This is a genomic window from Flavobacterium rhizosphaerae (genome assembly GCF_046000445.1).
GTDB lineage: Bacteria > Bacteroidota > Bacteroidia > Flavobacteriales > Flavobacteriaceae > Flavobacterium > Flavobacterium rhizosphaerae.
The window spans coordinates 24,423-46,954 of sequence record NZ_JBELPZ010000021.1; the positions used below are offsets into that span (position 1 = coordinate 24,423).

At 38.5% G+C, this 22,532-nt stretch carries 19 protein-coding genes; 5 read left to right on the forward strand and 14 right to left on the reverse strand.

Translation table 11 applies throughout. The features are described from left to right. Positions 1–24: 24 nt before the first annotated feature. From ABS766_RS15085 to ABS766_RS15145, 13 genes are all read right to left on the reverse strand, one after another. Positions 25–3,363, reverse strand: coding sequence for a SusC/RagA family TonB-linked outer membrane protein (locus tag ABS766_RS15085; protein ID WP_408086026.1), 3,339 nt, complete (start codon positions 3,361–3,363; stop codon positions 25–27). A gap of 147 nt (positions 3,364–3,510) precedes the next feature. Continuing rightward, the gene (locus tag ABS766_RS15090) at positions 3,511–4,449 is read right to left on the reverse strand and encodes a FecR family protein (RefSeq protein ID WP_408086027.1); all 939 of its coding nucleotides are present in this window, start codon (positions 4,447–4,449) and stop codon (positions 3,511–3,513) included. Positions 4,450–4,556: 107 nt separating this feature from the next. Next, complete coding sequence (locus tag ABS766_RS15095) at positions 4,557–5,117, reverse strand: RNA polymerase sigma factor (protein ID WP_408086028.1); 561 nt, start codon at positions 5,115–5,117, stop codon at positions 4,557–4,559. A gap of 103 nt (positions 5,118–5,220) precedes the next feature. Then, a complete protein-coding gene (locus ABS766_RS15100) occupies positions 5,221–7,443 on the reverse strand; it encodes a RelA/SpoT family protein (protein ID WP_408086029.1) in 2,223 nt (740 codons plus the stop codon). A 168-nt stretch (positions 7,444–7,611) separates the two neighbouring features. Further along, a complete protein-coding gene (locus ABS766_RS15105; protein WP_408086030.1) occupies positions 7,612–8,364 on the reverse strand; it encodes an SDR family NAD(P)-dependent oxidoreductase in 753 nt (250 codons plus the stop codon). Positions 8,365–8,511: 147 nt separating this feature from the next. Then, positions 8,512–8,781 (reverse strand): ArsR/SmtB family transcription factor, encoded by a 270-nt coding sequence (locus ABS766_RS15110; protein ID WP_408086031.1) that lies wholly within the window; start codon positions 8,779–8,781, stop codon positions 8,512–8,514. 45 nt (positions 8,782–8,826) lie between these two features. After that, a complete protein-coding gene (locus ABS766_RS15115) occupies positions 8,827–9,381 on the reverse strand; it encodes a cupin domain-containing protein (RefSeq protein WP_408086032.1) in 555 nt (184 codons plus the stop codon). Beyond that, complete coding sequence (locus ABS766_RS15120) at positions 9,381–10,175, reverse strand: TrmH family RNA methyltransferase (protein ID WP_408086033.1); 795 nt, start codon at positions 10,173–10,175, stop codon at positions 9,381–9,383. Before ABS766_RS15120 ends, ABS766_RS15115 begins: the two co-directional genes overlap by 1 nt. Before the next feature lie 186 nt (positions 10,176–10,361). After that, positions 10,362–11,705 carry a DUF58 domain-containing protein gene (locus ABS766_RS15125; RefSeq protein ID WP_408086034.1) on the reverse strand — a complete coding sequence of 448 codons (1,344 nt, stop codon included), beginning with the start codon at positions 11,703–11,705 and terminating at the stop codon, positions 10,362–10,364. Beyond that, entirely contained in the window at positions 11,705–12,814 is a 1,110-nt protein-coding gene (locus ABS766_RS15130) for an AAA family ATPase (RefSeq protein ID WP_408086035.1), read from the reverse strand. Before ABS766_RS15130 ends, ABS766_RS15125 begins: the two co-directional genes overlap by 1 nt. Then, the gene (locus tag ABS766_RS15135; protein WP_408086036.1) at positions 12,811–13,998 is read right to left on the reverse strand and encodes a DUF4350 domain-containing protein; all 1,188 of its coding nucleotides are present in this window, start codon (positions 13,996–13,998) and stop codon (positions 12,811–12,813) included. The genes ABS766_RS15130 and ABS766_RS15135 overlap by 4 nt, the downstream gene beginning before the upstream one ends. Before the next feature lie 2 nt (positions 13,999–14,000). Beyond that, positions 14,001–14,807 carry a hypothetical protein gene (locus tag ABS766_RS15140; RefSeq protein WP_408086037.1) on the reverse strand — a complete coding sequence of 269 codons (807 nt, stop codon included), beginning with the start codon at positions 14,805–14,807 and terminating at the stop codon, positions 14,001–14,003. Between the two features lie 3 nt (positions 14,808–14,810). Continuing rightward, positions 14,811–15,788 carry a stage II sporulation protein M gene (locus ABS766_RS15145; RefSeq protein ID WP_408086038.1) on the reverse strand — a complete coding sequence of 326 codons (978 nt, stop codon included), beginning with the start codon at positions 15,786–15,788 and terminating at the stop codon, positions 14,811–14,813. Between the two features lie 22 nt (positions 15,789–15,810). Here ABS766_RS15145 and ABS766_RS15150 point away from each other — a divergent pair, with 22 nt between their 5' ends. Further along, positions 15,811–16,554 carry an RDD family protein gene (locus ABS766_RS15150; RefSeq protein ID WP_408086039.1) on the forward strand — a complete coding sequence of 248 codons (744 nt, stop codon included), beginning with the start codon at positions 15,811–15,813 and terminating at the stop codon, positions 16,552–16,554. Positions 16,555–16,581: 27 nt separating this feature from the next. On the opposite strand, the gene ABS766_RS15155 is transcribed toward ABS766_RS15150, so the two are convergent. Then, complete coding sequence (locus ABS766_RS15155; RefSeq protein ID WP_408086040.1) at positions 16,582–18,342, reverse strand: T9SS type B sorting domain-containing protein; 1,761 nt, start codon at positions 18,340–18,342, stop codon at positions 16,582–16,584. A 176-nt stretch (positions 18,343–18,518) separates the two neighbouring features. Here ABS766_RS15155 and ABS766_RS15160 point away from each other — a divergent pair, with 176 nt between their 5' ends. The 4 genes from ABS766_RS15160 to ABS766_RS15175 are packed head-to-tail and all read left to right on the forward strand — an operon-like array spanning position 18,519 to position 22,528. Continuing rightward, entirely contained in the window at positions 18,519–18,716 is a 198-nt protein-coding gene (locus tag ABS766_RS15160) for a hypothetical protein (RefSeq protein ID WP_408086041.1), read from the forward strand. Continuing rightward, complete coding sequence (locus ABS766_RS15165) at positions 18,700–20,079, forward strand: methyltransferase domain-containing protein (RefSeq protein WP_408086042.1); 1,380 nt, start codon at positions 18,700–18,702, stop codon at positions 20,077–20,079. The genes ABS766_RS15160 and ABS766_RS15165 overlap by 17 nt, the downstream gene beginning before the upstream one ends. Before the next feature lie 4 nt (positions 20,080–20,083). After that, the gene (locus ABS766_RS15170; RefSeq protein WP_408086043.1) at positions 20,084–21,553 is read left to right on the forward strand and encodes an alkaline phosphatase family protein; all 1,470 of its coding nucleotides are present in this window, start codon (positions 20,084–20,086) and stop codon (positions 21,551–21,553) included. A 3-nt stretch (positions 21,554–21,556) separates the two neighbouring features. After that, positions 21,557–22,528: a GNAT family N-acetyltransferase gene (locus ABS766_RS15175; protein WP_408086044.1), complete on the forward strand. Its 972-nt coding sequence runs from the start codon at positions 21,557–21,559 to the stop codon at positions 22,526–22,528. Positions 22,529–22,532: the final 4 nt, after the last annotated feature.

Here is a 22,532-nt window from a genome sequence, read left to right on the forward strand (position 1 = left end):
TTAAACAGTTTAATACTATTTTCATTAGAAATTAATTTTGATGTTACCACCAATAAAGCGCTGAGACGGATCGGAAAAATTATCAATACCGCCATCAGGGTCAGAATATTTAAAGTCTTTTGCCCATAAAAACAGGTTTTGGCCAATAAGTGATACTGAAGCATTTTGGGCACCAATAAATTTAACAGCCGTTTGTGGTAAATTATAAGTAAGGCTCAACTCCCTTAGCTTAATAAAAGTAGTGCTGTAGGTATCGTATGTTGAAGGAGCGCCACCCCAGGCAGTGCCTTTGTGTATACGCGAAACATAGCTTTGGTAAGTTACAGGCACATCGTTAGCGGCATATTGCCTTGTATCGCTTGTAATATTACCATACGGGTCATAAGCTACCGTACCCGATACCACTTTTACACCATTGCCCACATAGTTTGCAGTGCCGGTTGTTGCATCTAGATAACGTGCCTCATTAACAGAGTCGGGATGGTTACCAGACTGCCACATATACATTTCTGTAGTGGTTTGTGCAAGCCCGCCAACACGTCCGTCAAACGATACATTTAGTGTGAAGTCTTTATATTTAAGTGTAGAGGAAAGCCCCCATATCCAATCAGGGTCTGCATAGCCGTAAACCGACTGATATGCTGAATATACAGGTAAGCCGTTTTCGTAAATTATGTTTCCGTTACCATCTTTCTGAAAATCGTTGAGTACAAAAGCATCCACCCTTTTACCTACTTTTACCCATGGTTTATCAGCAGAAAATTCAGGGTCAAGTTTGGTATAATAACGTGCGTAACGTGACCAGTTTGCGGTTACATCCCACCTCCAGTCTGCTGTTTTAACAGGTGTAACATTTAAAGTAATCTCTGTACCGCGGCGGGTAATCTCTTCCTGAGTGTTAATATAGTTTGAGCTGAACCCCGAAGCGCTGCTTACAGTAGTTGCCGTTAAGAAATCGTACATACGCTTAGAATAGTATGCCACATCAAACGAAACCCTGTTGTTAAAGAAACTGGCAGCGGTACCAACCTCCCATGTATCAGAAGACTGAGGGTTTACCTCATTACCCCTTATGGTATCAGGATACCAGGCTGAATTTAAACCTCCCCATGCATTAGTATTGATGTTGTATACAGAATTTATATCATATATGCCGGCAGGGGTTTTAGATGAGGTCCATGAACCGCGGAGTTTCCAGAAAGAAAGCCAGTCATATTGTGGTAATACCTCTGAGGCTACAAAACTACCGGAAACTGATGGGTAAAGGTATGACCTGGTAGATGAGGGCAAGGTAGAGCTCCAGTCGTTCCTTAAAGTACCTTCAATAAAAGCTACATCTTTCCACGAAGCAGAAACTCTCCCGTATAAGCTGTTTACCTGCCTTTTATATACATTTGAGTTTACCAGTGCATTGTTTACCGATGACTGTAGCGAATAAAAGCCGGGAACCGAAAGGCCACCCTGGGTACGGCCTTCTATACCTTCGTCACGGGTGTAGTATAATGTGCTACCCAAAAGGCCGTCAATATTAAAGTCGCCAAAGGTTTTATTACCTGTAAGCAGGAAGTCGCTGTTAATACTGTATCCTGTACCGATACCCTCGTTATAAGAACCTTTTAAAGATTCTCCCCATATTTGGGTGCCGTTCTGTATTACAGTGGCAACACCGGCACTTACCAAAGATCCTTTAGATATGCGTATTACCTGTTTGTTGTTATAGGTATCAAAACCGGCACGCGCAGTGGCGTTAAGCCACGGTAAAATTTCATAAGTACCCGATACAAAACCATTAAATATCTGGCGGTCTAAACTATGTATACGTTCATTACGGTCAAAATACGGGTTGTTGTTTGTACCGGTATAGCTGTTGTTTTGCGATTCGTTTTTAACCAGCCAGTAGTCTTTATAATCACGGATATCATAATCAGGGGCAGACCACACTAAAATGTTATACATAGGGTCATAAGCCGTATAACCACTAAAACCAATGTTTGGTGAAGTTTGTTTATTGATGGTTACCGATGATGACAGCTTGAACTTATCTACGTTGATATCTCCAGCTAATGTATAGGTATATTTATCATATTCGGAGTTAGGATACTGACCACGGTTGTTTACCCATGTGGCAGAAGACCTTATATTACCTTTTTCTCCATGCTGGGCTATACTAAGGTTGTTATTTAGAATATACCCCTGCTGCAAAAAGTTTTTAAAGTTGTCTTTTCCGCGGGCAATATAAGGCATAGACTGGTAAGATTTGCTTATAGGGTCCCATTGTATAACATCCTGCCCTTCCATAGGCACACCCCAGGCGCCTGTACCGGTATACCTGCCCGTTGCAGGGTCTATCTGGCGGCCGAATGTAGATTGTTGTTCCGGTATAGCAAGATAACCCGCAGTAAGCATAGTACTACTGTTAAAGCTAACACTAAGGCCATTACCTTCTCTACCTTTTTTGGTAGTAACAATAATAGCGCCGCTTGCCCCCCTGTAGCCATAAAGTGCCGATGCAGTAGCACCTTTAAGTACGGTAACATTTTCTATATCATCGGCAGGTATATCCCTTAATGTCATGTTGCCGTAGGGCACATCGTCAATAACTAACAAGGGTGTCTCTCCCCTTAATTGTACGGTAGGGGCTTCAGAAAATTCAGTGCTGTTTAATACCAGCATACCCGAAACTTTACCGGTTAAAGATGTTGCCACATCTACACCTTTTACAGTTTGTACTGTGTTTCCTTTAACTTTTTGCACTGCATAACCCAATGCTTTTTCGTCACGTTTTATACCTAATGCGGTTATTACCATTTCATTAAGCATAGTGGCTTCTTCCTGCAGTTGTACGTTTATAACTGTATTTGTGCCAATTGGCATTTCGGTGGTTCTAAAACCGATGAAAGAGAAAACAAGTATCTGGCCTTCTTCGGCAGTAACTTTGTAGTTACCATCAGAGTCAGTAACAGTAGAGGATGCAGTGCCTTTTATGCTAATAGTAACACCGGGTACCGGTTGTTGTGTATTATCTGTAACTGTACCGGTTACGGTTAACTGTTGTTGCAGTGTACTCTTTTTAAATGTTATAAATGAATTATTTATCTGGTAGGCAACGTTAAATTTCACCGATACTTCCTCAAGAAGATCTTTTAAGGTTGTGGTACCGGCATTAATAGGTTTTTGGGTGTTTAGTGCTGCTACTTCGTCAGTATAAATCAAAGAATAATCTGTCTGTTCTTCTATAGCGGTTAATAGCGCTTTAAGATTATAAATACTTTTTGAAACCTTAATAGGTGTGTTTTCTGTACTTTGCCCGATATTGGCAGCCAATACTGCCTGCGAGCATAATGTTACTAATAGTAGTAACATTAAATTTAGTTTATGTGTAAGCTTTTTGGTGACAAGATACATAATTGAATATCTTTGTTAATTAGTTAATTTTTTAATTACTCCTGAACCCGATAATTGGTTGCCGCCATGTTCGGGTTTATTTTTTAATAATTTTTGCTACATAGGCTATTTGCATGGTTTTAAAGTTATTGTAATTGTGTTGTTATCCTTAATTTTAAAATCCATATCGTTTATGAATTTTATACTTTCGAGTACGTTTTTAATGTCTTTGCCTGAAAAATTACCACTTATGGTATTGCAGTTATAAATAGGGGAATCTATGGTAAAGTCTACATTATATCTGAGGTGAAGCGTTTGCAGGACTTCTGAAATACTGGCATGTTCAAAATATACACGGCCCTCCATCCATGCTATATAATTTGGTGCTGTAATGTTTTGCGTTTTTACCAGCAAGGCAGTCTGTTTATTATAAATAACTCTCTGGTTTCGGGTAACAATTTCAGAATTTAATGAGTACACATCAGTTACCTTTACTTTACCCGAAACTACGGTTACCGATGGTATTGCACCCTCATAGTTAGATACGGTAAACTTGGTGCCCAGCACCTGGGTTTTAAAATTGTCAGACGATATAATAAATGGGTGTTTTTTATCATGCTCTACTTCAAAATAAGCTTCCCCTTCAAGGGTTACGTTTCGGGATAATTCCCCAAATTTTTCCGGATAGGTTATACTACTGCCTGCATTAAGATATACAACAGATGCATCGGGCAACAGTACTTTTTGCTGTTCGCCCAAACGGGCAGTTACAGTTATTGTGTGTACAGAAGATGTTGGTGGTAAAAATGTAAACAGTAGGCCACCCAACAGCAATAGGGCAGCAACCGATGCCGCAACCATATAACTGCGTTTTTTTGTTTTGGGTTTTAGCGCTGTTTCAATTTTTGAATAAATTATGGCGCCGGCATTATCTGGCACCAAGTCAGGCTGAAATCCTGTTACCTGCTGCATTTTATCAAAAAAGATGTTTACTGTTCTTTCTTCTTTTGCCGATGCTTTTTTACGGCTGTAATTTTTAAATATCTTGTTGTATTGGCCTTTCATTAATACGTATAAGTTTGGTCATATACTTATAAGTACCGGCTTTTTGATTTGCACCTATTCAAAAATTAAAGGGTTACAATTTGTTAAAATTGTTAACATTTACATAACTAACTGTGGTGTGCGGCAGCAATAAGTAGCGCGAGTAGTTTAATGTAATTAATATTTTGCTGCTTAAGGAGCTTAAGGGCTTTATTAATTTGATTTTCAACTGTGCTGGTAGATACATTTTTAAAAGAAGCAATATCACTTATGTTCATATGTTCATAAAATCTTAAAACAAAAATTTCATAACACTTTTCGGGAAGTATCTGTTGGGCCTTTTGCCGCACTTCTTTTATTATCTCTTCTTTAGGAAAATCATTTTGTTCCTGCTCTTCTGCCAATTGTGCAGATTGTTCTAAAATAGTAATTTCTACCGGGGTCAGCTTTTTGTTTTTGAGTTTTTTGGCGCACTGGTTTCTAATGGCCTGGTACAGGTAAGCCCTGAAATTCTGAATTTCGGTCTCTTCCATCCGCACCCAGAAATCTATAAAAATTTCCTGTAATATATCTTCACTACTTTCTTTATCCTGTAGTATATTATACGCAAAAGCATACAAGGCCTTCCAGTTTTCGGTATAAACAGAATCGAAAACCGACTTTTTATCTATAAAAGTATTATGTGCCATGTATTAAAATCCAGCATGCGTATAGCAAAACTACACTAAGTAAAAATATTTTAAGGGATTATGTATATGATTTTTTGATTAAATCTTAAATATTACCAAAGGCTTAATTATTATAAATGCGTGTTACTTTATCTATACCGTCTATCTTTTTAATATTTTCAATAAGCTTTTTGAGTATAGTGTTGTTTTGTACCACAACAGTAACCTGCCCGTTAAAAATACCCGCATTACCATTAAGCGATATACTGCGTATATTAACGTGCATATTATTTGATATTACTTTAGTAAGCTCATTGGTAAGGCCTAAGGTGTCAAGCCCTGTAATATTAATGGTGGCCTTAAATTCTTCCTGGCTGCTGTCTATCCATTTAGCCTGTATAATACGGTAAGCATAGTTACTTTGCAGCCTTATTGCATTGGGACAGTCTTTTTTATGCACTTTTATGCCTTCATTTATAGTAATAAACCCAAAAACATCATCCCCAGGTATAGGGTTGCAGCAATTTGCCAGCTTATAGTCCAGCTTATCTTCATTTTTACCAAAAACAAGCAGGTCATAATTGCGGCTTATTTCTTCTTTTTGTATTTGCTCCTGCGGTACCTGTGGCGAACGTTTAATTTTACCTTTAAAAAAGTTCATAAACGTATTACTCTTTAGTGCAGCATAATCTTTAAGCTGTTGGTTATCTATAGTACCCACACCCACACGGTAAAAAAGGTCCAAGCTGGTTTTTAATTTAAAATAATTTACCAGCTCATTAACCACGTTTTCGTTTAGCGTAATTTTCATGTGCCGCAGCTTGCGGGTAAGTAGCTCCCGGCCCTCTTCGGCTATCTTTTTGGTACTTTCGTTAAGTACGCTCTTAATTTTATTTTTAGCCCGGGATGTGGTTACAAAATCCAGCCAGTTTGGATTTGGCTTTTGATTGGGCGATGTAATTACCTCTACCTGGTCTCCACTGTTAAGCACGTGGTTTAAGGGTACCAGTTTTCCGTTTACGCGTGTGCCGCGGGTGTGTACACCTATCTCTGAGTGGACGCTAAAGGCAAAGTCCAGCGATGTTGCGCCTTTTGGCAGCGATTTAATTTCTCCTTTAGGGGTAAAAACATATATCTCTTTTGAATACAGGTTCAGTTTAAAATCTTCTACAAAATCAACTGCATTGCCCGATGAGTTTTCTAAAGCTTCTTTCAGCATATTAAGCCAGATTTCGAGCCCGTGCTCTTCATTATGCGCACCCTGTTTGTATTTATAATGGGCGGCATAACCTCTCTCGGCTATTTCATCCATACGCTCACTGCGTATCTGTATCTCTACCCAACGGCCTTTTGGGCCCATAACAGTTATGTGGAGCGCCTCATATCCGGTTGATTTGGGAGATGATATCCAGTCACGCAGCCTGCTGGGGCTGGGGCGGTAGTGGTCTGTAACTATTGAATATATTTTCCAGGCCAGGAATTTTTCGTCATGCTGATTGGATTTGTAAATAATACGCAGGGCAAATTTATCATACACTTCATCAAAACTTACACCCTGTGCCAGCATTTTACGGCGGATGGAATATACCGATTTTGGCCTCCCTTTTATAACATATTCTATACCCTCAGTATTGAGCGAGTCTTTCAACACATCAGATATTGCTTTTATATAAGCATCCTGCTCTTCTTTAGTTTCTTTTATTTTACTTACAATATCATTATATACTGCCGGCTCGGTATATTTAAGGCCTAAGTCTTCAAGCTGGTTTTTTATATTAAAAAGCCCAAGCCGGTGAGCCAATGGGGCATATATGTATAAGGTTTCCGAAGCTATTTTGGCTTGTTTATAATCAACCATAGAATCCATGGTTTGCATATTATGAAGCCTGTCAGCCAGTTTAATTAGTATTACCCTCACATCATCATTAAGGGTAAGCAGCATTTTACGGAAGTTTTCTGCCTGTACCGATACGTTTTGGTCTGTTTTTACCTGTGCAATTTTGGTGAGACCGTCTACTATTTGTGCAATTTTAGGATTAAACATCCGTTCAATGTCCTCAATAGTAATATCAGTATCCTCTACCACATCGTGCAGCAGTGCACTGGCAATAGAAGTGGCGCCCAAACCAATTTCAGACGCTACAATTTTAGCCACAGCTATGGGGTGGAATATATAAGCCTCGCCCGATTTACGGCGCTGGTCTTTATGGGCGTCAACAGCCACATCAAAAGCGCGGCGTATAAGTTTTTTATCCTCAACGGTTAGTGTCTGGTAACTTATGCGCAGCAGTTCTTTATATTCTTTGGCTATTGCCTTGTTTTCCTGTTCAAAATCAATTTCAACCATATCTTCATATCCTTCGTTTAAAAGTAATAAAAAGATTTATCATTAGCAATATGCCCACAGCGGTATTATAGCATGTTCAACCAGTTAAAAAAGTATATAAATAAACCAGCCCGGCGATAGCCGGGCTGGTTCAGACACTGAGAAAAATAAAACAAGGATTCAAAAAAATCAATACATGCCGCCTGCTGCGGTTATATGTTCTCCGGTAACCCATGCAGCATCATCTCCGGCTAAAAAGGTTACCACGCGTGCAATATCTTCCGGCTTGCCTATGCGCCCAAGCGGTGTAGCAGCTATTGTATTAGCTTCAAATTCACTATCTTTAATTCCTGCGGTAGCCGTGCCTTCTGTTTCAACCATTCCGGGTGCCACAAGGTTTACCCGTATTTTTTTAGGGGCAAGTTCAATAGCTAATGTACTGGTAATGGTATCAAGTGCACCTTTAGTGGCAGAATATACAACAGTATCAGGAAATCCTTTTTTGCTTACTAATGAGCCTATATTTATAATACTGCCCCCATTATAAGAAAAATGTTTTACGGCCTCCTGGGTTGCAAGCAGCACACCCCATACATTTACATCAAACATTTTATCATAATGCTCTTTTGTTATATCAGCTATAGGGCTAAATTCATAAAAACCGGCGTTGTTTACCAATATATCTACACGGCCGAAGGCTTTTAGGGCTTCATCAAATATTTTTTGTACATCGGCTTGAGTTGTTACCGATCCCTGTACTGCTATTGCACTGCCGCCATCCGTTGCTATCTGGCTTACAGCCTTGTCTGCTCCGGTTTTATCCGATACATAGTTAACTACTACTGATGCGCCTGCTGCTGCAAGGCTTTTTGCTATACCTGTGCCAATGCCTTTACTGGCGCCGGTAACTATAGCTACTTTTCCGTTTAATGTGGTACTCATGTTTGTGATCTATTAATTTATATATTTATATTTATCTATGTAATTGTTTCAAAAAAAAGCAGTTTATTACCGCCAGAATTTATCACTCATTTACAATACAATATTACATAATAAATCAATACATTTAAATTTTTCGATATATATTTTTTATATTAAGGTATTGAGATAATTTATATAACCACCAAACATTTCTTTATCAATAGTATACTTAATGTTGCGCCCTTCTTTCTCGGCAATTAGCAGCCCTGCATCTACAAGTTGCTTTATATGGTGTGATACAGAGGGTTGCGCCAAATCCAGCATATCACAAATTTGTGCGCAGGGCATCCATTGTTGTTTCTTAACTTCCTGCATTATACGCAGCCGGTGCGGGTCGCCCAATGCTTTTGATATCCGTTCTATCTCCTTTGCTTTCATAATTATATTGAAAGATACAAATTTATCAATTTAAATCAGTATTACCTAATAGCAGTATTTTTCAATCAGTCTTTTTTCTATTCCCAGTGTAACGGCTATACGATAAATAAATCCTGCAAGTGGCGAAAAAAAAAGTATTAAGGGGTTTACGGGGTGGGTATCTCCCCAATGGTATAATATTGCAATATGAAAAATGTTTTTGGGGAATTGGTTTGCTGTAAATGTTCTTTTTTGCTGTACAAGCCCAAAAAGCGTTTTCAGAAAATTTTCAAAATCAGGCTGGCCCGGTGAAAGTTTTACCCTGAAAATAATTTCTTCATTTGTATTATTGAAAAAACGGTGTTTTTCTAAAGGGTATGCTATGGTATTTTCGCCAGGTTTTAGATGTAACATTACTTTACCTTTTTGAATGCCGAGAATACCTTTTACTGCAAAAAATTCTTCACTGAATGTTTTATGAAAATGCATCGGGTTGCCACCACCGGGTTTCAGGCTTACTTCAAACAGGCTGTATGCATTACATGTAGCTGCAGCGCTTTGTAAAACTTTAGTATACTCCCCGTTTATGGGGTTGTGGTATATTACTATATCGTCGGGCATTATTTAAATTGGCGTTGCCTTTTGGCTTCAAAAATGAGTACTGCTGCTGCAACAGAAACATTCATTGAATCAATTTCTCCCTGCATGGGTATAATAATGTTCTGCGTTGAGGCATCGCGCCACGCCTGGGATAATCCTGTAGCCTCTGTACCCACTACAATGGAGCAGGGTATGGTGTAGTCCTGATCATGGTAGTTAGCGTGGTCCTGCAACGTGGCGCAAAATATATTTATGTTACGGCTTTTTAGATAGTCAATTATTTCATCAGTAGTACCAGTGGCGATAGTATTGGTAAACAGGCAGCCTACACTGCTACGCACAATATTGGGGTTATACAGGTCGCTTTTTGGGTTGGCTATAATTACTGCATCAAGCCCGGCAGCATCAGCAGTGCGCAGCATTGCACCAATATTACCGGGCTTTTCGGGCGCTTCGGCAACAAGTATCAGCGGGTTGCTGCCAATGGCAAGCTTTTCCAACGATGTGTCTTTGCTTTCTGCTACGGCAATAATACCTTCTGTGCTGTCTCTGTAGGCCAGTTTTTGGTATACCTCATGGCTTATTTCTATATATTGGGCATTAGCAATATCCTGCAAAGGCCCCAGCCCCGATTCCGGTAATAAATCAGGAGTGTATAATATGGTTTGTAAACTGTATCCACCTTTTATGGCAAGCTCTAGCTCTCGGCGGCCTTCAATTAAAAAAGTGCCGCTTTGTCTGCGTGCTTTAGATTTTTCCTGAAGTTGTACCAGTTGTTTTATAATTGGATTTTGTGGACTGCTGATGTATTTCACGTTATAAAATCTATTTCTTTAATACCGGGCAGATAGTTGCCGGTGTATGTCTATAAAACTGTAGTGGTTTTAAGGCAACTCAAGCAATACATGCCCAAAGCTAAGTATAAATGGCATCAATACGTTTAATATGTTGTTTTGTTGCTGCCAAATGTGTTTCGGTAATAAGTTTATAATAATATAATTTTACAATATACCGCGGGCTTTTATTTCCAGGTATTTGTTAATGCTGTCTATGGTAAGGTTTTCCGGTTTAGTGAGTACAGAGTGTATACCATACTTATTAAGCTCATTTACAATAAGCCTTTTTTCAAAGGCAAATTTTTCGGCAATAACCTGGTCATATACTTCCTGTACGTTTTCGGCCCTTTTATAAATCAGTTCTTCCAGTTCTACATTTTCAAAAAATATTACTACCAGTAAATGGCTTTTGGCAATACCCTTAAGGTAAGGAAGCTGCCTTTTTAAACCATCGAGCGTTTCAAAATTAGTATACAGCAATATAAGGCTGCGGTGGGTTATGTTTTTCCTGATATCCCCGTACAGCCTGCCGTAATCGCTTTCAAAAAAATCGGTTTTTATATTATACAGGGTTTCAAGTATTTTTTGCATTTGCCCGGACCGGCGGTCGGCCATAACGCGGTTTTCCGTTTTTTTGCTAAACGTAAACATACCTGATTTATCCTGCTTTTTTAATATTACATTACTTAAAACAAGGGTAGAGTTTATGGCATAGTCTAAAAGGCTCAGCCCATTAAAAGGCATTTTCATTACACGGCCTTTATCTATGGCCATATAAATATTTTGTGAGCGTTCGTCCTGAAACTGGTTTACCATCAATTGCTTCTTTTTGGCTGTGGCTTTCCAGTTTATAGTGCGTATATCATCACCGGTAACATATTCTTTTATCTGCTCAAACTCCATGGTGTGCCCAATACGGCGTATTTTTTTTAGGCCGTACTCAAACAGACGGTTAGAAAAAGCCATAAGGTTGTATTTGCGCAACTGTAAAAAAGAAGGGTAGGTGGGCACCATAGCGCCATCGCCAAAAATATAGCGGCGGGCTACCAACCTTAAAGGAGATGAAATGTATATATTTAATTTGCCAAAATGGTATTCGCCCCGTGCTACAGGGCGCAGGTAATACCCAAAAGCAGCAGTGGCACCCGGCTGTACCATTTTAATGATACTGAAATTACGCTCCTGAAACTGAAAAGGTATTTCGTCTATTACTTTTGCCCTAACCGTAAAACCATAGTTGTTCTGCATGGTAATGATTACCTCATTTTCATCGCCGTTACTAAACTTTTCGGGCGTTTTTCTTTCGGCAGTAAAAAAATTACGCCCAACATACAGCAATAGTATATCAATTAAAATAAAACCCAGAAAAACAAAAAACAACAGCCAGGTAGCCCTGTACAGCGAAGGATAAATATAAGACAACACAAACATTACCAGTATGCCTATAAAGGCATAAAAGGTAAAGTTGTTGAGGTAAAGGTTTTTAAACCATGTGAGTACCCTATTCATTAACGTGGTATTTCAACAGTATCTATAATTTGTTTAATAATCTGTTCGCCGCTAAGGCCTTCCATTTCGCGCTCTGGTGCCACCACTACACGGTGTTGCAATACCGGCACGGCAGAGTCTTTAATATCATCCGGGGTTACAAAATCGCGGTTACGCAGCGCGGCATACCCTTTTGCAGCGTTTAATATGGCTATAGAGGCACGTGGCGAAGCGCCAAGGTATAAAAACGGATTCTCCCGGGTGTTGCTCACTATTTTGGCAATATACTCCAAAAGGTTAGGCTCTATAACAATTTGTTTAACCAAAGCCTGGTATTTTACAATATCACTTTGGGTAAGTACTTTTTTAATATCCTGCAATTTATCGCGGTTTTGCAGAGCATTTTCGCGCTGCAATATGGAGATTTCTTCTTCCAGGTTAGGGTAGCTAATGTTTATCTTAAACAAAAAGCGGTCTAACTGTGCTTCGGGCAGCCTGTAAGTACCTTCCTGCTCTATAGGGTTTTGGGTGGCTATTACTAAAAAGGGCGCTTCCATAATATACGTTTCGCCTTCAACTGTAATCTGGCGTTCTTCCATCACCTCAAATAAAGCCGCCTGGGTTTTGGCCGGGGCACGGTTAATTTCGTCAATCAGGACAAAGTTTGAAAAAACGGGCCCTTTTTTAAAGTTGAATTCTGATTTTGAAAGGTCAAATACCGAGGTGCCTAAAATATCACTGGGCATCAGGTCTGGTGTAAACTGTATACGGCTAAAATCGAGCGAAAGGGTTTTACTCAGTAATTTTGCGGTAATGGTTTTGGCTACACCGGGTACACCCTCAATTAAAACATGCCCGTTTGAAAGAATGGCTACCAAAAGGCGGTCTATCATTTTATGCTGCCCTACAATTACCGAGCTTATTTCCCGCTTTATGGCCTCAATGCTGTTTTTTAGCTCATTAAGGTCTATTCTGGATGTAAAGCTGATATCCTCATTTTCTGTAACAGGGGCTATAGTGTTATCTGTAGCCTGATGTACTGTTTCCGGGCTGTTTTCTGTTTCCTGCTGAGGTACAGGGTTTATATTTTCCTGGTTTTCTTCGGGGTTAGTATTCTCAAATTCTGTCATAACCTTAATTTTTCTATGGCGTTATTTATTTCTACCACATCGGCTTCTGTACTGTTTAGCGCGTGGCGGTGTTTTTTTATCAGGTTTACAGCCTTTTGTATATCATCTACAGGTTTTCCTGTTTTTTGATGCAGTTTTTGTATAAAACCATCATCAAGGCTATAGGTATCTATCAGGTATTCGTTGCGCACATACTCCAGAAAATAAATAATTTTCTTTTCTATTATAGTATGGTGGTTACGCTCCTGGTAATACAGGTTACCAATTGTTTTGGCAAAACTTATGGTAGTATTTAACAAAGGGGATACTATGGGTACAACACGCTGTTTACGTTTGGCATTAAATAATATAAATATCAGCAGCCCTAACAGTCCCAGCCTCCAGGCAGCGCGTAGCGCCGGCTGTTGCATAATATACCGTAATGATGAACGGTCTTCCATTTCTTCATCATCAATATTCTGCCAAAACAGTTTGCCCACAGGTATTTTAGAGGTTACCTCTTCGGCATATTGATAATAATTGTTTTTAAGCAGGTAAAAATTGGTAAAAGCTATGGGCTGTGTATGCAATAATATGCGCCCGTCACCAAAGCGTACTTCTATAAAATCTGGCTTCTTTACACCTTTAAAAGTCTCGTAACCCAGAATAGTAATACTGTCATTATTTTGGCTTATGCTGTCAAAATAACGGGGTACTATACCTTCTTTAAACCAAAATTTCCTGGCCTTATTATTTTTTACTGTAAGTTGCACAGAGTCTGCCGGTTGTTCATATTTTATGCGTAGCCCCAGCGTGTCGAGCAGTTTTTGGGGCATATGCTCCATGCTTAGCATAACCGTATTGCCATAGTCAGCATAGTATAGCAGTTCTTGTACCGATGATGGATCCAGGGTATTATTTCCACTTACTTTAAGTATAGAGCCGGCTTCATATTTTCGGGTATCATAGTTATAATGTGCATCCAGAAATTCATAGGGAGAGGAACTGAATTTTGTAATATCATGGTTTTTAAACAGGCCTTCGGCTTCATTATTAAAAACATACAGTCCAAAGGGTATTTTATCGTTAACATTATACGTGCGTGACCAGTCTATATCTTTTGGAGATAAGGCCGAAGCTATAATAATTAGCACAAACAGTACTACCGAACTTATAATTATACCTATGAGTAATTTCCTGCTCATGGCTATAGGGTATTTATTGTTTTTTGAAAAGCCTTTTCTGCCTTGCTGAAAGCATAGGTGTCAATTGTAAATTCACCGTACCAGCTATAATCATACAGGTAAGAAAGGTATTCAAAATCTTTTCTTAAGGCTTCATCTTTTATTTCGTACAGGTAGTCAGAATTTGTTTTGTCCCAGTTCCAGGCAATAAGTTCGCGTACCGAAAGCTTTTTTAAAAGCCACAAATAGTAGTAGCGCACTGCCAGGCGGTAATTTCCGGATTCTTTAGTTTGCTGTATCAGTGTAGAAAAATCCATTACGTGTATATCTTCGGTATCTACATCGTGTGGAGCAATAATTTTGCGACTCCTGCGGAATATCCACCCTACTTCTTTTTTAATTATTGCCATAACCACAATATAAATGGCTGCGCCAATAACCAGGATGAGCAAAACACGGTATATAATAGTTTTCCATGCTATTTCGGTATCATAGGCGGCATCGGTACCAAAAATACGGTCTAACAAATTATTAAGCCACTCCATAAAGCGGGAAAACCAGGATTGCGATTCCTCTTTAGGGCGGTAGTTAAATTCACGGCCTTTGTAACGCTCTTTAAAATCATCTTCAAAAGTACGCTGGGTATAAACCGGGGGTGGAGGTGGTTCATAAGTAACTTCTTCATCCCCTTCAGCAGCAGATGTGTTATATTCAGTTGTATCTACAGCAGGAGGTTCTGTGTAAATTGTAACATCATCCTGTGCGCTGGCTATAAAAGGCAGGCATAAAAAAAGTATGTAAATTATATATCGGGCCACAAAAAGATTCATTGGTTAGTTTGCCGTTATTGTGTTTCTCAGTTTACGGTTTACCCAAAACGGATAAACAAGGTAATACCACGAAATAACGCCTAAAGTGCTAAATATAATAAATAAGTTAAGTATTATAGGCATATCGGGCGAATAGCGTGTTACAAAACCTTCCAGCATGCCGGCGGCAAAGGTAAAAGGCAGGGTGCTTGCCCATATTTTAAGCCCGTTTTTAAATCCGGTTTTTAGCGATTCTACCCTTGAAAATGTTTTAGGAAAAAGTATAGATGCACCAATAATAAGTCCTGCGCCGGCCTCTATTACCATAGCAAAAATTTCCATACAGCCGTGTATCCATATGCCGCGTACGCTGGCCCAAAATACATTTTGCTCATAAAAAAAGTATTGAAAGGAACCTAGCATAATGGCATTTTGCATTAATATCCATGCGGTACCCACACCACCTGATATACCAAGTATAAATGAGGTGGCACCAACTTTTAAGTTGTTGAGCGTTATACCAATGGCGCTACCCCAGTTGCTACCGCTTTTATATACGGCAACAGGGTTACCTTCTTTAATGTTTTTAAGTGTTTGGTTTACATAGCCATCGCCCATTATAAGGCGTACAAAAGAGCTGTCATGCACAGCAGAAATAGTGCCTATGGCTGTAAAAACAAAAAAGAGGATAAAGGCATATAGTATATACCTGCGGTTTTGATATACAATAAGGGGTACTTCTGTCTTAAAAAAGCATGCTACGCGGTTAGTTTCCTCCCGTTTGGTTTTATATATTTTTTGGTAGGTGTGTGCGGCAAGGTTATTTAAGTAGATAACCGACTTGCTTTTAGGGTAATAAGTCTGTGCAAAACTAAGGTCGTTAACCAAATGTATGTACAGGCTTGCCAGCTCATCAGGATTTTTTTTAGTTTTACCAAAAATAGCCTGTTCAAATTCAAGCCATTTTTGTTTATTTTGTTTAATAAAAGCAACCTCTCTCATAGTAGGCCTAAAAATATAAAATATGTCACAACTATCCATAACAACAACACAAAATGTTAATATAAATTTTGAAACCGCCGGAGTGGGCCAGAGGGTGGTGGCCTATTTGCTGGATATTGTAATTTTTATAGCCTATAACCTTGTGGTGTACCAGTTGTTATTCAGGTATCTGGGTATAAACGATTATTTAGATACGTTAGACCCCTGGTCTCAAAGAGCTATAATCGGGGTTGCATGGCTGCCTATGATGTTTTATGCCCTGCTTTTAGAAACTTTTTTAGACGGGCAAACTATAGGTAAAAAAGTAATGAAGATTAAAGTGATTAAAATTGATGGCTACCAAGCTGGTTTTAGTGATTATCTGGTACGATGGCTATTTAGGATTGTGGAGGTTACCCCACCAATGAGTATTGTAGGCATTATAGCTATGGCGGTAAATAAAGATGCCCGCCGGCTGGGCGACCTGGCAGCAGGTACTGCGGTAATTACCCTGAAAAATGATGTAACAATAGACCACACCATATTACGCGAATTAGATGATACTTATACGCCGGTTTATCCACTGGTTATTAAACTGTCTGATAATGATATGCGTATTATTAAACAAACTTATGAAACCAGCTACCAGCAGGCCGACTTTGATATGATGGAACGCCTGCAACGAAAAATTGAAAACGTTACGGGCATAAAATCAGTTTCCAAAAGCCCGACAGCTTTTGTAGACACTATTTTAAAAGATTATAATTATTATACCCAGAGTATGTAAAAAGGGAGTGAAATTATTGAGTGAAATTTATTTTGTTACATATACCCACCCCGCTATAGGCTCAGGGAAATCAGTGTCGTTAAGCTCCAATACATAATAATAGGTGCCCGTGGGTACCATAGTGCCGGATGCTCCCACTTTTTGTTCGCTGGATACGCAGTCCCAGTCTTCCACATCGTTATTTCCCTGCCATATCAGGTTACCCCACCGGTTATAAATACTTATTTTAAAATTTGGGAAGATATTACGCAGCCCTTCAATATAAAAGGTGTCGTTATAGCCATCGCCATTCGGGGTAACATAATTATACACCACTGGTGGGCATTTTTTTGATATAAGTAAAAAAGAAGTGGTTACAAAACAACTGCCGTTATCTAATCGTACAAAAATCTGCTGCGGATTTTCATCAGCGGCAAATGAACCGGTATTATAAATACGGTTATTGGCCGCTCGTGCATCCTCATCTGAAAGATAAAATGTAACCGTTTCATAATCATTATTTTTAAGACTTTGCTCATACGCCGAAAAATCAAACAGCGCTATACCCTCTGCATCAAGGCAAACGGTTATATCTTCAGGTTGCACTGCTTCCGGTAAAAACAATAGGTTAGTGATTAGTGTGTAGGCATTATCATTTTCATCCGTTTCCAGCACTATGCCCGTGCCGTTTCCGGTATCATCTGCTACAAAAGTAATTTCGCCTTCAATAGCATAGTCAGCGGGTATGTTTATTGTAATGGTTCCCTGCTCGCTTTCGCCTATAGCGAGTGCATTTTGGGTTTGTGTAGTAGCAAGCAGTACCCCATCCAGGTAAATGGCTACGGGTATACCTGCGGGTAAAACATCGGTACTGTTGGTGTTGTAAACAGTATAATTAAAAACCAGTTTATTTTCTCTGCAATCCCTTGTAATATTTTCAGCCGTTACAGTGGCATTTGGCAGCTGGCTGTTCAGTTTGGTAATAATGGCGTTTATCATAACAAAGTCCCGGCCGGATGTAAGCTGTATCTCAGCAGAAGTATCGCCTGCAGCTATGTAGTTTTGTATATCATAAACATCAAGATCCATATTATAGAGCGTATCAGAGCCTGTAAAACTGTTGGTGCCGTTAAAGGCATTATTAGCAGGGTTTAAAGGAGGGTTGCTTAAAATATTATTATTTATCCGCAGGGTTTCATTTATTGCTAAAGATTTATCACCTTCCCAGGCTAAAAAACCTATTTTAGCTCCTTGATTATCAATTACATTAAGGTTGGGTAGTGTAATGTTAACCTCATCTGGAACATTTTGCAAACCATCATAAATATTAAGCTGGTTAAGGGGGAGATTGTTATTTTCATATATAACAACAATAGCCCACCCTCCAAAATTAGTAGCATTAGAACAGTACAGGTTATCAGATGTATCACCATTTATAATATCGGTGAGGTCAAAATTGGCTACCGTATAAGTACCATTACCCTGCTGCTCAACAAGTGTTGTAACATTAGCAAAAGCGCTAAAATAATCACGGTCGCTAAAGTTTAATGCAAAAGTACGCTCAGGCGCAATGGTTTGTCCGTTCAGGCTAATCTCAGGATATTCTGAGCCAGACCCTGCCCAATACAGGTAAGCAGCCAGCAATATGTCATCAGTCCCTAATGCAAGTGTGGCGCTAGATGAGGTGTTAATAGTACACGGTAAACCTGTGCCATTTTCCCCCTGATTTAAGGTGTTGCCAAAAAACAAAAAATCATAACGGCCTGCAAACTGTTCATAAAGTTCTATTTGCTGAGCTGTACAGCGCATTGAAAAAGCAACAATTAATATCAGTAGTGTTTTTAGCTTCACATTAAATTTTTTTTAAAAATAAGCAATATTTGGCAACACCCAATATTTTAATAGGCGTAGCAACAATCAGTATTATTGGCCGTTGTTAAACTAATGCCAAATTATTTGTTATTTTTACCCTTTAAAAAAATTATATGAAATTCCCATTTTTATACTTTGATCCCGGCACCGGGGCGTTGGTGGTACAGGTACTGGCTGCTGCGGGTGCAGGGATAGCGCTTTTTTACAAAAGAATAGTAAACGGTATTAAGTCGGCCTTTGGAAAAAAACAGGAGCAGGACCTTATGGGCGATATAGATGTTGAAGATGATGCCGATGACACAAATAAATAGGCACGCCTCATCTTTCAGGGACCCTTCCGGCTACATATCAGTTAGCGGCGGCGAGGTATGCAGGCATATAAACCCCATTTACTTTAATCAGTATAATGCCTTGAAAAGTAGTGGTTTTTATGAAAAGCTGTTTGAGAAAAAGCTTTTAATCCCCCACAAGGAAGTTAGCGCAGACAACAACCAGATTATACTGGAGGCTAAAAAGATTCCTTTTTTTTCATATCCTTACGAGTGGAGCTTTACCCAATATAAACATGCCGCACTGCATACCCTGAAACTGCAAAAATATTGCCTGCAGAATGGCTATACCCTTAAAGATGCTACTGCTTTTAATATTACATTTTACAAGGGGGCACCTGTTTTTGTTGATACGCTTTCTTTTGATAGTTATAAAGAAGGGGAGCCCTGGCGTGCTTATAAACAGTTTTTAATGCATTTTCTGGCGCCGCTTGTACTGGCTAAATATTATGGCAATGATATGCTTAAGCAATTACAGCAGTATATAGATGGTATGCCCCTGGACAAAGTGGTTAAATTATTACCTTTTAAAGCCAGGTTTAGTCCCGTATTATATACTAATATATATCTCACAGCTAAGTATGAAGGTAAGTTTAGCAGCGGCACTAATACAAAAGAGAAAAAAGTAAGCGTGTCTAAAGAGGCACAGCTAAAGATACTTGATGCTTTATACGGTTATATAAAAGACCTTACGCTTAAAGAAGCAACTGAGTGGAACAATTATTACAGTATTACTAACTATGACACCGCCGCTTTTGACTATAAAAAGCAACTTGTAAAAAAATGGTGCCACCAGATAAATGCAAAAAAAGTAGTTGACCTTGGCGGGAATGACGGAACTTTTTCAAGAGAATTGAAAAATGATGCCCATGAAATACTGGTTATAGACATAGACCCTAATGCGGTAGATTATAACTATCAGCAGGTATTAAAAAACAAAGAACATACTATACTCCCCCTGGTGAGCGACCTGCTAAACCCCGCACCTGGAATAGGCTTTAATAACAAAGAGCGGCTGCCATTGCAGGAACGTATAGCTGACAATAATTATAATGTAGCACTTGCACTTGCACTCATACACCATATATCGCTTACAGGTAATGTGCCTTTTAGTATGTCGGCCGAAATGTTTACTTCGTTAACCCCTTATCTCATCATAGAATTTCCTGACAGGGATGATAGCTGGGTAGATTTTCTGCTTAAAAGTAAGCGTGAATTTATGGAGTATTTTGACTATTATAGTATAGGGAATTTTGAGCAGGATTACCTTGATTTTTATACCGTTATAGAAAAAGAAAAAATACCCAATACAAGCAGAACTATGTACCTGTTACAACGCAAATAACCTGATGGAAAAATTAAGGCAAAAAATAATACAGTTTATAAATTCACCTAAGGATGCGCCAGTAATTGCTGCTTTTGTTATAGGATTTTATTTACTAACCTATTATTACAGCAAAAACTTCAGCCTTGCCAATAGCTGGATACAATTGTTGTTTTTTTCGGCCTATTATATAATAATACCTTTATTTATTTTATTTACTGGCTACAGTGTTTTTGCCCGTGTGGCAAAAGGTAAATTCAAAAAGCATTTTTTATTTATTTCCATTCCGGTACTGTTTTCGTTTTACATATTGCAGCTCAGCTGGCTGGGCGAATGGAAACGGCCCATATTTGCAGCGGTAATAATAATTTTTGGGTTGCTGACTTTAAAATGGGCGCGCTTTTATAAAGTATTTGTTTTACTGATAGCTTTTATGAGCCTGTTTAACCTGATACCTATTTTACAGGTAGGGTATATTGTTGCAACATCATCTGACAGCTGGAAAGAACAGCCGGACAATATAGAGCACGCTGTATTTAAACATAAACCTAATATATACTACATACAGCCCGATGGCTATGCCAGTTTTGCCAATTTGCAGGATAACAACTATAATTTTGATAACAGCGCTTTTGAAGGCTTTTTAAAAGAAAATGGTTTTACGTTGTATAACGATTTCCGTTCCAATTACTTTTCTACTTTGCTATCCAATTCATCTATGTTCAGCATGAAGCATCATTATATACCTGAAGATATAAACACTTATGCGGCAAGAGAAGTTATAGTTGGAGAAAATGCAGTGATAAAAACATTAAAAAATAATGGTTATAGAACTCATTTTATAACAGACAGGCCCTATATGGTAATGAATAGGCCGAAATTAGGTTATGATTATTGTAATATAGAGTACAGTAGTATTCCTTTTATAAAAGATGGTTGGGAAGATGTACGTAATGTTGGAGCAGATTTTAAAGACGCTTTTGAACCAGAAAAAGGAAGAAATTTTTATTTTATTGAACGGATGTTGCCTAGTCATATTTGCAGTTTAGAAGTTTATAGCTTAGGCGCAGAAGAAGAAAGGAAGAGCTATTTACAGAGGTTACAAGAGGCCAACGAGTGGCTAAGAAATGAAATTAAATTTATAACAGCTAAAGACCCACAGGGTATTATAATAATAGCAGCAGACCACGGAGGGTTTGTTGGTTTTGAATATACGTTACAAAGCGAATATAACGTGGATAATCCCGTATTGGTTAAGTCGGTTTTTGGCGCTATGGCCGCTATAAAATGGAATAACCCGGAGCATACAGCATATGACGGGCAGTTAAAAACATCGGTAAATTTGTTCCGTACAGTGTTTTCTTATTTGGCAGAAGATAAAAAATACCTTGATAACCTCCAGAAAGACGATAGTTATATTAAAATGCTTAAACCTTCAGGACTATATAAAAGAATAGATGACAATGGAAAGGTGGTAATGGAAAAAAGAGGATAATACATGTATAGTATTGTAAAATATGACAGCAGTTACCGCAGCGTATGGAATGATTTTGTAGCACGTTCTAAAAACGGTACATTTTTATTTAACCGTGGCTTTATGGAATACCATGCCGACCGTTTTGAAGATTATTCGCTTATAGTATTTAAAGGCACCAAAATAATTGCCCTTTTACCGGCCCATATAAATAATAACGAATTGTATTCTCACTGGGGGCTTACGTATGGGGGCTTGGTGCTTGACTTTAAAGTTAAGTTACCGGGAGTAATTGAAATTGTTAGGGCAATACTTAATTGCCTTAACAGTTTCGAAGTCAGAAAAATTCATATTAAAACCATACCTTCTATTTATCACATAGCCCCGGCTCAGGAATTTGAATACGCGCTGTTTTTATGTAAAGCCAAACTGACAAGGCGAGATACACTGTCGGTAATAGAAAATGAATATGCTATTAAAATTGCCGCTAACCGTTTAGAAGGGGTTAAAAAAGGACAGTTAAACAATTTTAAAGTTGAAGAAAGTACTGATTATCATTTTTTTTGGAATGATGTACTCCTTCCTAACCTTCAGCATAAGCATAACGCTAAGCCTGTTCATAGTATAGAGGAGATAATACAATTAAAAAATAAATTTCCTGATACTATAAAATTATTTGTGGTTAAAGATGAAAAAGGAATAGCCGCAGGAACTGTAATTTTTGAAACCGATACTGTAGCCCACGCGCAGTACATTTCGGGCAATAATGATAAAGGTAAAACAGGCAGTTTGGATTTTTTATATTATGAATTGATAACTAAGATCTATAAGGATAAAAAATATATAGATTTTGGAACTTCTAATGAAGCACAGGGAAAAAAGCTCAATTATGGTTTAAATTTCTGGAAAGAGAGTTATGGTGCCCGTACCATAGTTCAGGATTTTTATGAAGTAGATACAGCTAATTATACCTTGCTGGATAACGTATTAATATAAAGTG

Coding starts and splice junctions, on each gene's coding strand:
- ABS766_RS15150 (WP_408086039.1), top strand. CDS start 15,811: ATGTCACAACTATCCATAACAACAACACAAAATGTTAATATAAATTTT.
- ABS766_RS15130 (WP_408086035.1), bottom strand. CDS start 12,814: ATGACAGAATTTGAGAATACTAACCCCGAAGAAAACCAGGAAAATATA.
- ABS766_RS15085 (WP_408086026.1), bottom strand. CDS start 3,363: ATGTTACTACTATTAGTAACATTATGCTCGCAGGCAGTATTGGCTGCC.
- ABS766_RS15140 (WP_408086037.1), bottom strand. CDS start 14,807: ATGAATCTTTTTGTGGCCCGATATATAATTTACATACTTTTTTTATGC.
- ABS766_RS15135 (WP_408086036.1), bottom strand. CDS start 13,998: ATGAGCAGGAAATTACTCATAGGTATAATTATAAGTTCGGTAGTACTG.
- ABS766_RS15160 (WP_408086041.1), top strand. CDS start 18,519: ATGAAATTCCCATTTTTATACTTTGATCCCGGCACCGGGGCGTTGGTG.
- ABS766_RS15145 (WP_408086038.1), bottom strand. CDS start 15,788: ATGAGAGAGGTTGCTTTTATTAAACAAAATAAACAAAAATGGCTTGAA.
- ABS766_RS15090 (WP_408086027.1), bottom strand. CDS start 4,449: ATGAAAGGCCAATACAACAAGATATTTAAAAATTACAGCCGTAAAAAA.
- ABS766_RS15170 (WP_408086043.1), top strand. CDS start 20,084: ATGGAAAAATTAAGGCAAAAAATAATACAGTTTATAAATTCACCTAAG.
- ABS766_RS15175 (WP_408086044.1), top strand. CDS start 21,557: ATGTATAGTATTGTAAAATATGACAGCAGTTACCGCAGCGTATGGAAT.
- ABS766_RS15115 (WP_408086032.1), bottom strand. CDS start 9,381: ATGCCCGACGATATAGTAATATACCACAACCCCATAAACGGGGAGTAT.
- ABS766_RS15100 (WP_408086029.1), bottom strand. CDS start 7,443: ATGGTTGAAATTGATTTTGAACAGGAAAACAAGGCAATAGCCAAAGAA.
- ABS766_RS15155 (WP_408086040.1), bottom strand. CDS start 18,342: ATGCGCTGTACAGCTCAGCAAATAGAACTTTATGAACAGTTTGCAGGC.
- ABS766_RS15105 (WP_408086030.1), bottom strand. CDS start 8,364: ATGAGTACCACATTAAACGGAAAAGTAGCTATAGTTACCGGCGCCAGT.
- ABS766_RS15110 (WP_408086031.1), bottom strand. CDS start 8,781: ATGAAAGCAAAGGAGATAGAACGGATATCAAAAGCATTGGGCGACCCG.
- ABS766_RS15165 (WP_408086042.1), top strand. CDS start 18,700: ATGACACAAATAAATAGGCACGCCTCATCTTTCAGGGACCCTTCCGGC.
- ABS766_RS15095 (WP_408086028.1), bottom strand. CDS start 5,117: ATGGCACATAATACTTTTATAGATAAAAAGTCGGTTTTCGATTCTGTT.
- ABS766_RS15125 (WP_408086034.1), bottom strand. CDS start 11,705: ATGAATAGGGTACTCACATGGTTTAAAAACCTTTACCTCAACAACTTT.